Below are 14,846 nucleotides of genomic sequence, written 5' to 3' on the forward strand. Positions count from 1 at the left end.
TTAGAAAAAGTTCTTAAAATGTATACATTTGCATATCATAAAATTCATAAATAAATATTAGAAATGCTATTGAAATTTGAAATGACATCATGTATACTTCTAATTAGTTGATAACGATTATCAGTATCAACTAAAAACATTACTCTTCGTTATGTTGGTCATACCCCTTTTTGACGACGTAAGTCAGAGACGAAATGTTGAAATATCTTGTGTCCTATTCTACAGAATTATGGTAATCTCCAACCTCAACTTATATGCGTGAGCATGCAAAAAGGATCCTATCCGTGAAGGGATCCTTTTTTGCATGCTGTCGCAATTATTGTATATAGACCAGGGATACGTTCTTCGATTCCTTCCGGTGCAGTAGAAGGGAAGATCCATCTTTGGTGAGGTCCGTGTTCTTCAACTAGTTTTTCAATTTTAAAATGTTCTTCCGCGAGCGTTGTAATAATTTCTCCTAACGTCCAGCGACGGATGGTTGTTTTAGGTAACGATTCTTTCTGTGCTTCTGTAAGAAGGATACTATAAGCAACATCATCTTCAATCAATTCTTCATCAAAATAATTTCCACTTGCTCGAAATGATGGATGGTCTACTCCTAATAGCTTTGTGTATATTGGATGGTAATCGCGAAGGATAAGTATTCCACCGGGCTTTAGTAGTTGAGAGATTGTTGTAAAAAGTGGTTTTAAATCTAGAAAGTAATGAAGTACACCAAGTTCCAGTAATACGATATCAAATGATTTGGAGAGATTTACATCTAGTACATCAGAAACGATGTAATGAATAGAGACGCCTGCGGCTTCCACAAGTTCATTTGCATATTTTGCATTACTTGCTGAAATATCAACAACTGTTACGTCAGCTCCTAAAAGAGCGAGTGCGACAGCTTTATTTCCTTTTGAGCCGAGTAAATTAATAATACATTTTCCTTTTGGAGATTGTATGTAAGGTAAATAATGTGCTACTTCGCGAGTGGGATCTTTCATGATTTTTTTCGCATAATCAGCTGGTGCCCCGTGGCGATTCGTCCAAGCTTCATAAGCAGCTGTATTCCAGCTTTTTTCATTTATAGTGCTTAGTTGTTGTTGGTTCAATGTTATCACTCCTTTTGTGAACGTATAGGTATTCGGCGGGAGGATGGGATTTCCTTTTCGTTCTGGATAAAAGTTTGATTTTTCTGTGATTAAGTCGTACAATACTTGTTATACGTAAAAGCGTTGAAAAGGAAAAGTAGGATGAACACATTCTTTCCAGAGAGCTTCGGTAGCTGAGAAGAAGCAAGAATATTCATTTGAACAATGGCCTTTGAGCTTCGTCCTGAACTTATCAAATGATAATAGTAGGCGGCGACGAGAGTTGGTACTCGTTATCAAAACCACAGTATAAGAGCATATAGCTCCGTACTTGTTAAGGCTAATTATGTGAGTAATTGGCGAAATAAGGTGGTACCGCGACTGTTTATACAGCCCCGCCCTTATCTTTTTTAAGATAAGGGCGGGGCTTTTTATATTTAAAAGGAGGAATGTAAGATGAGTATTTTTATTGGAGGCGCTTGGCCGTATGCAAATGGTTCGTTACACCTTGGCCATATTGCGAGTTTGTTACCTGGAGATATTTTAGCGCGTTATTACAGGGCAAAAGGTGAGAATGTGCTGTATGTTTCAGGGAGTGATTGTAATGGAACACCGATTGCAATTAGAGCAAAACAAGAAGGTGTGACAGCGAAAGAAATTGCTGATAAGTATCATGAAGAGTTTGAACGATGTTTTCGTAGCCTTGGTTTTACTTATGATTGCTATACACGTACAGATAGTGAGCACCATCATGAAACGGTTCAAAATGTTTTTTTACGTTTATTAGAAGAAGGACATATTTATAAAAAAACAGTGGAACAAGCGTATTGTGAAACGTGTACGCAGTTTTTACCGGATCGTTATGTAGAAGGAATATGTCCACATTGCCATGAAGCAGCAAGAGGAGATCAATGCGATGCTTGTTCTGCTATTTTAGATCCTCTCGATTTGTTAGAAAAGAAATGTAAGTTATGTGGTAGTACGCCATCTGTAGAGGAAACAGAGCATTTCTATTTTGCATTGCATACATTTCAGCAGCAAATTAAAAGGACTGTAGAAATTGCCAAACAAACAGGGACATGGCGCGACAATGCGATTCAACTAACAGAGAGATATGTAAAGGAAGGATTACTAGATAGGGCCGTATCACGTGATTTGCCAATTGGGGTACCAATTCCAGTAGAAGGGTATGAAGATAAGAAAATTTACGTATGGATTGAAGCAGTGACAGGCTATTATTCAGCGAGTAAACATTGGGCTGAAGAAACAGGGAAAGATGATCAAGAGTTTTGGGATAGCGAAGCGAAAACATATTATGTGCACGGAAAGGATAATATTCCGTTTCATTCCGTCATTTGGCCAGCGGTATTACTTGGAATAGGGGAGGAAGCAATCCCGCGTCATATCGTTTCGAATGAATATTTAACAGTTGAAAAAAGAAAATTATCTACAAGTAAAAACTGGGCAGTATGGGTGCCTGACATATTAGAACGCTATGATCCAGATTCTATTCGTTACTTTTTAACCGTCAACGCACCAGAAAATCGCGATACTGATTTTTCATGGCGGGAATTTATTTACAGTCATAATAGTGAATTATTAGGTGCATACGGGAACTTTGTGAACCGGACATTAAAGTTTATCGAAAAATATTATGGTGGTATCGTGCCGAAGGGAAGTATTGAGGTAGAGCTGAAAGATAAAGTAGAAGGATTATATAAGCGTGTAGGAGAGGCGATTGAGCAAACTAAATTTAAGGTGGCGCTAGAAACAATATTTGATACAGTACGTTTTGCAAATAAATATTTTGATGAAAAGCAGCCTTGGAAACAAAGAGAAGATGATCCAGTTTCATGTGAAGAAACGATTTATAACTGTGTATATCTTATCGCTAATTTTGCCCATCTCCTTGAACCATTTTTACCATTTTCAAGTGAAAGAGTTCGAAACACATTGTCGATTGTGAACCGAAATTGGGAACCGCAAAATACGTTGCCAAGTAGAATTGATAGCGTGCAGCCATTATTTGAGCGAATCGATGTAAAACAAATTGAGCATGAGATAGAGAAGCTGTATGGAGCGGTAAAATGAGATAGAGAAAAAGACCTTTCAAGTAAATGAAAGGTCTTTTGTTATGCAGTATGATTCTCTTTCTTATCTTTCAAAAAGAAAAGTACAGCAAGGATTACAAGAATAATAGCTGCAATATCATACGTTATTTTAAATGTAGTATTAAAGTTTAAGTACTCTACGAAAGGAGTTTTCACTGCTCCTGCATATATACAAACGGGAACGAGAAGTAAATCGTAAAATTTCTTTTCTTTCATATATCTTATTAGGAAGAAGATACACATAATAGCAAAAAATACGATGCTTAAAATAGTCATTTATACCTCCAGATAAATTTACTTATTTTAATTGCAGTTATATCTTTTATATAAATTCTGTATTTTTTCAAGCGCTATGCACGCGATTTTGTTTCCTTTCTTTCCTAGCCGTAAGCAGCTGAGGAGTGAAGATTCCAACCAATATAAAAATAATTCCAATCCACTGCATGAACGTTACGACTTCATGTACAAGTGTAATAGAAGCAATAATAGCAGTTGGTAATTCAGCTGCACCTAATATCGTACCAAGCCCTGTTCCAACCTTTGGTACACCGATTGAAAAACAAATGACAGGTACGACAACACCGAACAAGCCGAGGAAGAAAGCATATTTCCATAGGCCAGCTTGCAAAGCACCGTCTGTTAAAAAGGTTGGCGGAAAGAATAGGCATACGATAAGAGTAGCACTTGTTGTCATAAGAAAGCTTTTCGTATAAGGCGGAACATCCGTAGCGACGCGCCCGCTTGCAAAAACATAGAATGAAAAAGAGACCGCAGCTAATAGCCCAAAGATAATCCCTTTCGTAGAAAAACTTTGTCCGAGGCCTTCAAATACACCACCTGCAAACAATGTACCAGCAAATAAAATAAGGATAGATATGATCTTATCGTGGCTTGGAAATGTTCGATTTGCAATGGCTTCGATAATGACACCAATCCAAGTGAACTGAAAGAGTAGGACGACAGCGATAGATGCGGGTAGTTCTTCTACAGAAATAGCATAAAAAATCCCAGTCATACTCATTGTTGTTCCGACGGTTAGTAATGAAAAAAATTGTTTTTTTGTTACTTTATGACGTGAAAAGAAAAGAACGAGTAGAAATAGTCCAATCCATCCGAAGACATATTGTCCCCCTAGTAGTTGATGTGCTGAAAATCCATTTATGAATCCGAGTTTGAAAATAGTTGAAAGTATGCCGTAGCTGCAAGCACCGAATAAAACGAGCAATGAATATTTAAACTTTTCCATAAAAAAATCCTCCTTTTAAGTAATAAAAAAACGCCCGCTATCCAAATAAGGATAACGGGCGAACGAAACAGAGTAAGACACTCTACAAAATTCCGCCACTCACACATGAAGTATGAGTTTGGGGTATGTAATTATAGTGAATGTTACATTGCTTTTGGGAATACAATGGAGCATTTTACACCTTGAGCTGTGTTTTGTATCCCGTAAGGAAACTGATGTTTATCTAATATTTGTTTCACGATATATAATCCAAGACCACTACCTTGTACTAACCCGTGTTTATCAGGGTTTGCGCGATAGAAAGGCTCAAATAAATGAGCAAGTTTATCTTCATCAATTTGTGAACCTGTATTTAATACTTCTAATGCGTAACCATTTGGTTTTTCATAAAGCTTTATATATACGTGCTGATGGTCAATTGTATAATGAATTGCATTTGAAATAATGTTAAAAATAGCAGTTTGAATAAATTTAGGATCAGCTAAAATTTGTACGTCGTGTTTAATATTAGATTGTACATTTAATTGTTTTACAGATACAAAGTAATCTACTTTCTTCATAACATCCTCAATAATATTAGATAAAGAAATGACTTCTAAATTCGGTTTAAATTGAGGGTTTTGTATTTTGGATAATTCCGACATTTTTTCCGTTAATATGTTAATGTCTTGCATCATCTCGTAGGAACGTTTCAAATACTTATCTCTATCTTTATAAGCTCCAATTCCGTGAATCATGCCATCTAGTTGTCCCATGACGGCTGCGATTGGTGTTTTTAATTCATGGGACACCATAGACATAAATTCTTTACGAGATTGTTCTAATTGTTGTTCCTTCTTGAGCTCGTTTCTTAAATCTTGATTGCTTGCATGTAAATTCTTCACAATATTTGGTACTTGTGAAGCAGCTACTTGCAAATTAAAATCTGTTTGATCTGCATTTTTGTTAAGTAGCTTTTTATCGGAGAAATCAAGATTCATAATATCTTTTAAAGCATCACTCATATATTGAAAAGGTTTGGCAATTAGTTTTGTATAAATTAATGATCCGAGTAGTGATAATGCAAGCATTGTCGCGCCAATATGTGGAGCTAATTGCTGCAACGCATCTGCTAACTTTGGATTATCATTTGTATCATTTGTTTTACTTGCTGCATTTTGTGTATGTAAGGCATCATTATTAGCGGCTTTCTTTTCTGCTTCTGTAGGCGGATTAGAAGTGCTATTTTTCCCCGAAAGATTTTGTGTATGTTCTTTTGCCTTTGCAGTTTGGCTAGGCTGCAAAAGGTGATTGATAGCTGTAGAAAGAGATTTATAATCTATAATAGAAGATTGGAAATTAGAAATACTCCCCTTTGACACAGCTTTATTTTGCTTCGTTTTACTTCCGTCGTTTTGCTTATCTGAATCGGCCTGTTCTGTAGTCGGCGTTCCATTTTCTTTCGCAAAACGTTCTTTATCGTAGTTTGAAGCTAGAAAGTAAATAATTTGATAAAGACAAAGTGATAAAAGAATACAAAATAATAAGGTTTTGATGAAAATATTTTTGGTGATGTTGTCTTTGCTACGATTCGATTTTGTAGCCAATGCCTTTCACCGTTTTAATATAAGGAATTCCTAATTTTTTTCTTAAGTTTTTAATATGTGTATCTATAACTCTTACATCACCATAATGTTCATAGCCCCATACCTTATTCAACAAATCACTTCTTGATAATACTTTTCCTCGATTTTGCAGTAAAGTATAAATAATTTCAAATTCTTTTGTTGTCAATTCAATTTGATTACCATGAACATAAGCTGCATATGCTGTAGAGTTTAACATCAATTCATGGAATTGTAGTATAGTTGCAGCTTCTGCTTCCTTCGTTGCTGCCCTTCTTAATACAGCCTCTACACGCTTAATAAATACAGTGTAATGGAACGGTTTCGTAATATAGTCATCAATACCTAACTCAAATCCTTTAATTTCACTTTCTTCATTATGTAAGCCTGTTAACATAATGATTGGTACATCAGATTGTCCTCGCATAATTTTACAAATACTATAGCCATCTATATCTGGTAACATTACATCGAGGAGGACAAGATCGTATGAATTTTTTTGGAAAAGAAGAATACCTTCTGTTCCGGCACCAACTACATCAACGGTAAAGTTTTGTGCCATTAGAAATTCACGAATCAGTTCTTGTATATCTGGGTTGTCTTCAATCACCAGTATATGCGTCATAGTAACACCTCCTAAATAACGCTTTTTACTGCAATATTCGAATTCATCATTTTTCGAGTGACTCAGATTGTTTATACATATAATAAGCCCCCGCTATAAAATAATCATGAAGGTAGCAAGGGGAATAGTTTAGTGTTACTGAATAATTCAGAATTACAGTAGTTCTATTATAGTATGTATTATAAAATTTATAAAATATTATAACTGTATAATTTTAATATCTACGTTTATCAATGTTTAGATATTAGCTAATCAAATCTATTCCTATTATATATGTAAATACAGTTGTTTTGCTACTGTAAATGAATAAATAAAATAAGCCAAGACATAAAATTCTTGGCTACACATAAATCTTGTTTTTAGGCTATTTTACAGTGACAGTAGCTTGCTGCTGAACGCGCTCAAATAACCAGTGTATATCATTGTTATACATACGAATACAACCAAGTGTTGTCCATTTGCCGATTGCTTGATTATTGTTAGTTCCGTGAATCGCATAAGTTGTTCCGTAAGTTCCTGCCATATTTAATCCGAGCCAACGGTCACCAAGTGGATTACGTGGATCGCCGCCTTTAATTTTTCCTGTATAATAAGGGCGGTTTTTAATTTTATTTACGATTTGAAAAGTGCCTTTAGGTGTAGGTGTTGCAGCTTTTCCAGTAGCGACAGTAAAACTTTTTATAAATTTTCCATCCTGATAATAATCCATTTTATTTAACTGAGTGTCTACGATTAATTGATCTTTCGTTGTAGCTGCCTCTGCACTAGCGAATGGAAGAGTTAAAAATCCTAATGATAATAGTGCGCTTAATAATAATTTTTTCATTGTTATTCTCCTTTTACTATCGTAATAGTCTTACATACAATGAAGTTGTAATCCTCGTAATGCTTTATTTACATTTTCATCTAATGTTTCAAAGAATGTAGTGATTTTGCTGTTGTGTTTGTTGTTATCAATAAGTAATCTTTCATTTAATAAAAGCTCACCACGTAGGCCAAAACTTTGAACTTGAATATTTAGCTCATCTTCATTTTCAGAAATGATTGGTAAGAAATAGTGAAAAGCTTTTGTTGGAATGATGTAGCTTTTGCCAATCATGCTTTCTTGATTTGAATTAATCCATTTTTTCGTGACAATTTTAATATTCTTTTTTGAAACGATAAAAGATAGTGTTGTAGATTTTGTTAAACTTACGTCAAATTCACTTGTTTCACATATTTGTAAATTAAAAACGGTTTCATTTTGATGAGATTCAACATTTGTATTAATAAAATCGTGCATTTTATATGCTTCCATTTCGTATTCACCCTTTTTTCAATTTCGAAAAACGACTTATATTTATTCAAATTAATGCTTAGTCATATATTGGTTAAATTTTTCAACAAATTCCGATATAATCTTACAATACGTATATGAAGCTAATATGAAGTTAGCATGAGTTTGTGATGGTTTTTTATTGAGAACAAAATAAGAGAGCTTTTTTAGTGCTAAAAAATGGATAAAATCTGCATGTTATTAATGCGTCTTTTCGCTATTTCGACTTGGAAAATAATTTTTATTATTTAATAAAGAACGAAAATCATTAGTGTGACCCTTACAAAAATGTAATAAAAATGTAAGCTATTGTGATAGTTATTTCGACAATTTTTTTATACAATAATAGTAAGAAGTTGTACGGGATTGAAAGGAGAGATGACATGGAATGGATTCATGAATTATTTCAGCAATACGGGTATTATGTTGTACTTGTCGGCTTGCTGTTAGAATATATTGCACTTCCGTTTCCGGGAGAGCCAACATTAGCATATGCGGGATTTTTAGCACATAAGGGTGATTTAAGTTTACCGATTTTAATTATTCTATCCTTTATTGGGACAAGTGTAGGAATGACGATTCAATACTTTTTAGGAAATAAATTAGGTATGCCTTTCATTCAAAAGTATGGGAAATACGTATTTTTAACACAAAGAAAAATTGACTTAACGAGAATGTGGTTTGATAAGTATGGGTACTTCCTAATTTTTATTGGTTTCTTTATTCCTGGTGTACGTCATTTCACAGGATACTTTGCAGGAATTATTAATTTACCATTCCGTCGTTTTGCCATTACAATTTATTCAGGCGCTCTATTTTGGGTATCATTCTTCTTAATCGGTGGTTACTGGTTAGGTGGAAACTTACATGATATCTTTGGAGTGCTAGAAGGTCATATCGGTAAAATTATTTTTGGAGTTATTGTGATTGTAGCGGTTACGTTAGGTATTCGTTTCCGTAAGCAGTTAAAACGAGTATTACTACAAAACGCAAGTTAATATGAAATCCATTCTATGTCAGAATTTAGGAAGGCAGTGCAAAAGCACTGCCTTCTTTATTTTATTTTTAAGACTATGTTTAATGCACATTTTACATTCTTTATAGGAATTTGATACAAGATAAGAAATAAGTATCTTGTCAATTATTATAGTCGTAATGACAAATATAATTGACAAAAATAAGGATATTATTTACAATTTGAATTAAATAAATGAAAAAGAGGGAAGACATGAAGCTTCAAAATCGAGTGAGGGAATTGCGAGCAAAGCATCGTTTATCACAAGGGGATTTAGGGAAAGCGATTGGATCATCACGGCAAACGATTAGTTTAATTGAGCGTGGGGATTATGCACCATCTATCGTATTGTCGTTAAAAATCGCACAAATTTTCAATGTACCGGTGGAGGAAATATTTACGTTAGTAGAGGGGGAAGAGGACGATGAAGAGTAAGCGAAAAAAACAATTTGATTCTGTGGGGAAAATAGCATTAAGTATGATAGGAGGATTTTTAACGTCTTATATAGCTTTAAATTTACTCTCGGATGAACCGAGAAAATTATCATCCAATACATTTATAGGTATATGTACTATTTTTGGAATTTTAATGATGTACTATACTTGGAAGAATACACGTATGTTAGCAGAGGCACGCGATGAAGAAGAGAGCGTACAAGGCAGAAAATTAGGCATTATAAGTATATATTTACGTGTAGGTGATATAGTGACGCAGGCATGGTTTGTATATGCAGTTATTACATGTAGACGTGCACTGTTGCAGGATACAAATGTTTCATTTGCGGTGTGGAATTTAGTAGCTTCTATTGTTTGTTTAACTACTGTAGTAATTATCGGACTCATAACAAAAAATCGTTATAATAAGCTATATCCTGAACAAGGTGTAACGTATATGGAATCTATGAAAATGTGGACGAAAAACGCAGATGAAGGATTAAAGCACATTGTGCATGAGGCTGGATATAAAGCATATGAATTTACGAATACAATATTGGCATATGTATGGTGGGCTGCCGTTATATATACAGCTGCTAGTAATATAGATTTTGTATTAATTGGCTTAATCTCATTTATTTGGATATTGCATCTTGGGAAGTTCATGTACGAAATGCAAAGGAAAATGATTTATTAAGGGGAGAAAAAGGTGGATATTTTAAGAAGGCCAGCTGGCTCAATGACAGTGGCGTTAATTCTGTCCATTTTATACGGAGTAATCCGAACTGGGAAATTAGAAGTAATTTTGAACCTATGGGCAATAGTTGGAATTTCATTATTAGTGTTAGCCATTCATGAGCTAGGACATGTAGTATTTGGTGTAATAGGTGGTTTAACATTTAAATTTATGACAGTAGGACCCATTACTATTCAAAAAGAAAAGGGAAAATTACGCATTCGAGCAAATAAATTATGGGCTTACTTTGGAGGCGTTGCAACACTAGTACCACCTTCTATAGAGACACCGAATCTTTCGAAAAAATGGGCGTGGCTCACTTTAGGTGGACCAATTACGAGTTTACTGTTTGGTATTACTTCCGGTTACATATACATGGTGAGTTATTATCAATATCTTTTATATTTTTCCTTTTTCCATTTTGCAATCTTTGCGGTTACAATTGTGCCGATAAAAGGAACGCTTATGAGTGATGGGATGCAATTTCTTATTTTAATTAAAGATGATGAAAGAGCTAGAAATCATTTATATGAGATTCAAATATCGAGTGAGTTATTTAGTTATAAAAGACCGAAAGATTGGGATGAAAGATTAGTAGAATTGAGTGAGGAGAAAATAAAAGAGAATAAAGGGATAAGAGAGATAATGAGTAGACTTATGCTTGTCTTTTTTGCTCGTGCAGATCAAGAGGGAATGGAAAGAGCGATACCGTATATAGAAAGAATTGTTCAACTACCTGTAACGAAAGAAAATAAGTTTTTCGTTAGTAGTTTTCATAGTTGGTATCTTTTATATAAAGCCCTTTATGAGATGGATAGTCTTTCTTTGCAAGAAGCAAAGGAACATGCAAAGGCTATTACAAAAATGGACTTAAACGGATATTATCGTACACAAGGAATTATCAAATATTTAGAGAATGATTTAGAAGCTTCCCATACTTATATGAAGAAAGCTGATAAAGAATTAAAGAGCGCCGAGAAGAGTGAGATTGGATATTTACAATTAGAAAGAGAATGGTTTGAGCAGTTGAAGGTGAGGGTATCTTACGATGGATGAGGTATCCTCTTTTTTCTATGTCGCCTTATGCCGTTCCATAAACAGCCTGGGGCGAGTAAAATGAGATAAGAAGAGCAAAGCTTGGAGGAAGTAAATATGGAAATTTTATCAATTATTTTGATAGTCTTGCTCATTTATGTTGTTTTTAAAGTGGCATATGTAGCATTAAAGATACTCGCGATCCTATTAATTATCTTTTTAATCGTAGAGTTCGGCAGTAAGTTGCTTGGGGGATAGGGTATATTGTGCGTTTCGAGTGTCGAAGGTTGTCGTTAAATCGATATCTTGTGTTGAACCGTTGATATAATGAAAAAATCGTTGATATAAGTGGAGAAATGATCGATATATTTGAAAAATCGTTGATATATTTTAGTGAATACGAAGTGGGGTATGTGGAAAAGAAGTTGCCGTTGGGTAGCTTCTTTTTATTGTAGTGGCAGGGTATAGAGCATAAATAGGTTGCCGAAAATTGCCGGTAAGTCGATATCCTGTGTCGAACGGTCGATATAATGAAAAAATCGCTGATATAAGTGGAGAAATCGCCGATATATATGGAGAATCGCTGATATAATCCGGTTGGTACTGGATGGGGTATGTGAGAAAGAAGTTGCCGTGAGGGCAACTTCTTTTTATCGTGATGCGGGGTATGCAAACCAACATAAAAAAGCTGGAAGAGTATCTTCCAGCTTAAGAGTTACTTTCAATTTGACGACCGCTATCTTCTTCAGTGTCTTGTAATAGGTTGAATACGTCTGCTAGGCAGAATGCAATGAACCAAGTCCATAGACCGTGGAAGAAAGCTGAGCTTAATTGAAGTGGTAATGTATAGTTTGTCATTGAGTAGGAAATACATCCACCAACGATTCCGATCATTGTTAATAACATTGTTTTTTGAGCATTTTCTTCTGGATTGAAGAGGAAGTAAATGTATCCGCCTAAAATTGAAGCGCTTACAAGCGTTTCGATTCCATTAAAAATGATATTCTCTCCAAGCTGAGTGTTTGTCCAGAAGCAGATTGTTCCGCCGATAATAGCAAACAGGACAGCTATTGTATATCGTATATATTGATTCATATGTTCATCTCCCTATGTAATAAGATGATTTGGAAGTCAAAAAGGTAGGTATAGTATATTGAAGTGAGTTTTAATTGTACGTATCTTTTTATAAAAAGATCATTGAAGAGTAACTAAGATGATCGGTTGTTTAAACCGTTACGTGTATGGTGTCTGAAATATACCCGACTGCTCGTTTCTTTTTGCTTGTAAAATAAGAGAAACTTCCAAGTCTATATACTCTTTTTTTTGTGAGTCTGCTTTCATTATAACACATTTAGGGACATAATAATAGAATTATCTGATTTTGTAATAAGTGTAAAAAATAAAAAGCGTAAGGAAATACCATTAACGGTGCAGTTTAGTGGAAGAAGGATTTTAATTTATTATGATGAAATATGTAATCAAGGTGAAATCTAAGAATGAGGCCTAAATACTATAAAAAATGTTTTATAGCATGAATGTAAGGGAGGAGAGCTAACTTGGAGTTCACAACAGAAAGATTAATAATTAGACCTTTTAAGAGTACTGATTTACAGGATGTATTTGCTATTTATAATAGTGATGATACATGTAAGTTCCTATTACATAATAAGTGGACTCATGAAGATATGCAGGAAAGATTTAATAAGAAGCTAGCAAATAATGTACTTACTAAAGAAACAATATTAAGTTTGGCAGTTATATACAAAACTAAAGTAGTTGGTGATTTATCAGTATGGTACACAAATATGAAAGACACTGTTGAGATTGGTTATAGTTTTTCAAATGAAGTAGCTGGGAGAGGTTTGGCAACAGAAGCAGTAAGTAGTTTGGTATTGAAATTATTTAATGAATGTAATGTACATCGTATACAGGCTAATCTTGATGCACGTAATACAGCTTCACAAAAATTGTGTGAACGAATAGGCATGAGAAAGGAAGCCCATTTCATACAAGATTTTTGGAATAAAGATGAATGGACAGATAGTATTGTATATGGAATGCTATCCTCCGATTTGTAGTAATAAACTTAGTGATTTTATTATGCTAAAAGGTACGTTAGTTGAATAACAAAGGGCATAACATATATGACTAATATGTTATGCCCTTTAATTTATTAACCTGTTTTATATGCGTTTGAAACGGCCGACAATTTCAACTGTTTCAGTAATGTTCATAAATGCTTTGTTATCCACTTGACGGATAATACGTTTCATTTCGCCTAACTCATAGCGAGTCACGACAGTGTAAATCATTTTTTTCTTATGGTTTGTATAGCCGCCGACAGCGTCTACCATTGTCACCCCGCGTATGCCGTGATGTAGTAGTGCGCTTTTTATTTCCTCGCCTTTTTCTGTAATAGTCATTATCGTTAATTTAATATGTTTCGTATGCACAGCGTCGATAACTTTGCTGACTACAAATCGACTAATTAACGTATAAAGTGTAATATCCCATCCGAAAATAAAACCTGCTGCTACAAGTAAGATTAAGTTGAATACAAATATGATTGCTCCAATTGAAACATCTCGATATTTCGCTACAATCAATCCAACAACATCAAAACCACCTGTTGAAGAAGCAAATCGGAATATAATTCCTGAAGCTGCTCCGCAGATAACACCACCGAATACAGAAGAAAGTAAAATATCGTCTGAAACTTGGTGTACCGGGATAATGTTCATCGCTAACGATGACACAGCTACAAAGTACGCTGTTAAAAAGGTTGTCTTCTTTCCTAAGTAAAAGTGACTTAAAATAAGAAGAGGAATGTTTAGTAAAAAGATAAGTGCACCGATATTGTAGTGCATTAAATAACCGATAATCATCCCTACACCAGCGAATCCACCGCTAATCATATTATGCGGGATAAAAAACATATTCATAGAAATTGCATACAAAATAGAAGCTATAAAAATAACAACCAACTGTATCATAAATTCTAAGTGAAATGTTTTAGCTGCTGGGAAGGATAAAAAGGCGGTGTCGGGAACGTAATCGGCGTCTCCTAGTTGACCCATAGTATGTTTCATCTCCATATTCATTTTTGATTACAAGAAGAGAATAAAGGTTTTTTCAAAAACTGGCAATAGTTTTATTATAATGCAAAAATTTTATAAATTTCTAATAAATCAAGCCTATTCATTGATGTGTGTGAATATACTAAAGAAAGCGAATACAACGTTTCTTAATTATTGTTTTCTTGAGAAAATATGCAAAATACTTTTTTTGAAAATAAAAGGAAATAGAGAATGTTTGCCCGATGTGCTAAAATGACCTTATTAAGGATGTGAAGCGATGGAATTTTTATTGCAGGATGCAATTCTATATATATCGTTTGTAACGACAGCACTTTGTTTATTAGAAGTTTTCTTCCTTGCTAATGTTTCTCGCTTTGTGCGTCAACAAGCATCAAGCGGTAGACAAAGAGCTTTTACGTTAGTTGATACATGTGAAGATAGTGCGGGAAATGTACCGCTATTTTCAATTTTTTATAAATATGGAATGATTCGTTCCGTACGCAGACAAGAATCAAGTGAAGAGAATGATGAGGTTGGTCCGTATACACCAATGTTTCGCTAAATAATTACG

General features: G+C 34.4%; 17 protein-coding genes and 1 other annotated feature. Of the genes, 8 read left to right on the plus strand and 9 right to left on the minus strand.

What is annotated here, in order from left to right:
* Nucleotides 1–278: 278 nt before the first annotated feature.
* Nucleotides 279–1,097 carry a class I SAM-dependent methyltransferase gene (locus D1166_RS09650; protein ID WP_098283597.1) on the minus strand — a complete coding sequence of 273 codons (819 nt, stop codon included), beginning with the start codon at nt 1,095–1,097 and terminating at the stop codon, nt 279–281.
* Between the two features lie 114 nt (nt 1,098–1,211).
* Nucleotides 1,212–1,482 (plus strand) — a binding site (T-box leader).
* Nucleotides 1,483–1,532: 50 nt separating this feature from the next.
* Here D1166_RS09650 and metG point away from each other — a divergent pair.
* Entirely contained in the window at nt 1,533–3,167 is a 1,635-nt protein-coding gene (gene metG / locus D1166_RS09655) for a methionine--tRNA ligase (protein ID WP_098283598.1), read from the plus strand.
* A 41-nt stretch (nt 3,168–3,208) separates the two neighbouring features.
* Here metG and D1166_RS09660 read toward each other — a convergent pair whose 3' ends face one another.
* The 6 genes from D1166_RS09660 to D1166_RS09685 all read right to left on the minus strand — a co-directional run bounded on the left by D1166_RS09660 (nt 3,209) and on the right by D1166_RS09685 (nt 7,959).
* Nucleotides 3,209–3,463 (minus strand): hypothetical protein, encoded by a 255-nt coding sequence (locus tag D1166_RS09660; RefSeq protein WP_000154132.1) that lies wholly within the window; start codon nt 3,461–3,463, stop codon nt 3,209–3,211.
* A 67-nt stretch (nt 3,464–3,530) separates the two neighbouring features.
* A complete protein-coding gene (locus tag D1166_RS09665) occupies nt 3,531–4,433 on the minus strand; it encodes an EamA family transporter (RefSeq protein ID WP_098283599.1) in 903 nt (300 codons plus the stop codon).
* A gap of 143 nt (nt 4,434–4,576) precedes the next feature.
* The gene (locus D1166_RS09670; protein ID WP_000201959.1) at nt 4,577–6,019 is read right to left on the minus strand and encodes a sensor histidine kinase; all 1,443 of its coding nucleotides are present in this window, start codon (nt 6,017–6,019) and stop codon (nt 4,577–4,579) included.
* The gene (locus D1166_RS09675) at nt 5,997–6,662 is read right to left on the minus strand and encodes a response regulator transcription factor (RefSeq protein ID WP_000148833.1); all 666 of its coding nucleotides are present in this window, start codon (nt 6,660–6,662) and stop codon (nt 5,997–5,999) included. The genes D1166_RS09670 and D1166_RS09675 overlap by 23 nt, the downstream gene beginning before the upstream one ends.
* 364 nt (nt 6,663–7,026) lie before the next feature.
* Nucleotides 7,027–7,488 (minus strand): L,D-transpeptidase, encoded by a 462-nt coding sequence (locus D1166_RS09680; protein WP_000735058.1) that lies wholly within the window; start codon nt 7,486–7,488, stop codon nt 7,027–7,029.
* A gap of 30 nt (nt 7,489–7,518) precedes the next feature.
* Nucleotides 7,519–7,959, minus strand: a complete 441-nt coding sequence (locus D1166_RS09685; RefSeq protein WP_000388768.1) for a DUF3978 family protein — start codon at nt 7,957–7,959, stop codon at nt 7,519–7,521.
* Nucleotides 7,960–8,360: 401 nt separating this feature from the next.
* On the opposite strand from D1166_RS09685, the gene D1166_RS09690 reads away from it, so the two are divergent.
* The 5 genes from D1166_RS09690 to D1166_RS09710 all read left to right on the plus strand — a co-directional run bounded on the left by D1166_RS09690 (nt 8,361) and on the right by D1166_RS09710 (nt 11,456).
* A complete protein-coding gene (locus D1166_RS09690) occupies nt 8,361–8,975 on the plus strand; it encodes a DedA family protein (RefSeq protein WP_000454754.1) in 615 nt (204 codons plus the stop codon).
* A 230-nt stretch (nt 8,976–9,205) separates the two neighbouring features.
* Nucleotides 9,206–9,427 carry a helix-turn-helix transcriptional regulator gene (locus tag D1166_RS09695; RefSeq protein WP_000776168.1) on the plus strand — a complete coding sequence of 74 codons (222 nt, stop codon included), beginning with the start codon at nt 9,206–9,208 and terminating at the stop codon, nt 9,425–9,427.
* Complete coding sequence (locus tag D1166_RS09700; protein ID WP_016110907.1) at nt 9,417–10,124, plus strand: DUF3169 family protein; 708 nt, start codon at nt 9,417–9,419, stop codon at nt 10,122–10,124. Before D1166_RS09695 ends, D1166_RS09700 begins: the two co-directional genes overlap by 11 nt.
* Nucleotides 10,125–10,166: 42 nt before the next feature.
* Nucleotides 10,167–11,219 carry a site-2 protease family protein gene (locus D1166_RS09705; protein ID WP_033668377.1) on the plus strand — a complete coding sequence of 351 codons (1,053 nt, stop codon included), beginning with the start codon at nt 10,167–10,169 and terminating at the stop codon, nt 11,217–11,219.
* 96 nt (nt 11,220–11,315) lie between these two features.
* Nucleotides 11,316–11,456 (plus strand): DUF3985 family protein, encoded by a 141-nt coding sequence (locus D1166_RS09710; protein ID WP_000404758.1) that lies wholly within the window; start codon nt 11,316–11,318, stop codon nt 11,454–11,456.
* Nucleotides 11,457–11,906: 450 nt separating this feature from the next.
* On the opposite strand, the gene D1166_RS09720 is transcribed toward D1166_RS09710, so the two are convergent.
* Nucleotides 11,907–12,293 carry a DUF3938 domain-containing protein gene (locus D1166_RS09720; RefSeq protein ID WP_001077776.1) on the minus strand — a complete coding sequence of 129 codons (387 nt, stop codon included), beginning with the start codon at nt 12,291–12,293 and terminating at the stop codon, nt 11,907–11,909.
* A 461-nt stretch (nt 12,294–12,754) separates the two neighbouring features.
* Here D1166_RS09720 and D1166_RS09725 point away from each other — a divergent pair, with 461 nt between their 5' ends.
* Entirely contained in the window at nt 12,755–13,276 is a 522-nt protein-coding gene (locus D1166_RS09725) for a GNAT family N-acetyltransferase (protein ID WP_016110904.1), read from the plus strand.
* A 105-nt stretch (nt 13,277–13,381) separates the two neighbouring features.
* Here D1166_RS09725 and D1166_RS09730 read toward each other — a convergent pair whose 3' ends face one another.
* Nucleotides 13,382–14,275 (minus strand): YitT family protein, encoded by an 894-nt coding sequence (locus D1166_RS09730; protein ID WP_000530044.1) that lies wholly within the window; start codon nt 14,273–14,275, stop codon nt 13,382–13,384.
* A gap of 277 nt (nt 14,276–14,552) precedes the next feature.
* Between D1166_RS09730 and D1166_RS09735 the strand changes: the two genes are divergently transcribed.
* Nucleotides 14,553–14,837, plus strand: a complete 285-nt coding sequence (locus tag D1166_RS09735; RefSeq protein WP_000394934.1) for a hypothetical protein — start codon at nt 14,553–14,555, stop codon at nt 14,835–14,837.
* Nucleotides 14,838–14,846 lie beyond the last annotated feature (9 nt).

The sequence above is a fragment of the Bacillus sp. ISO11 genome (assembly GCF_003458115.1).
Lineage (GTDB): Bacteria > Bacillota > Bacilli > Bacillales > Bacillaceae_G > Bacillus_A > Bacillus_A cereus.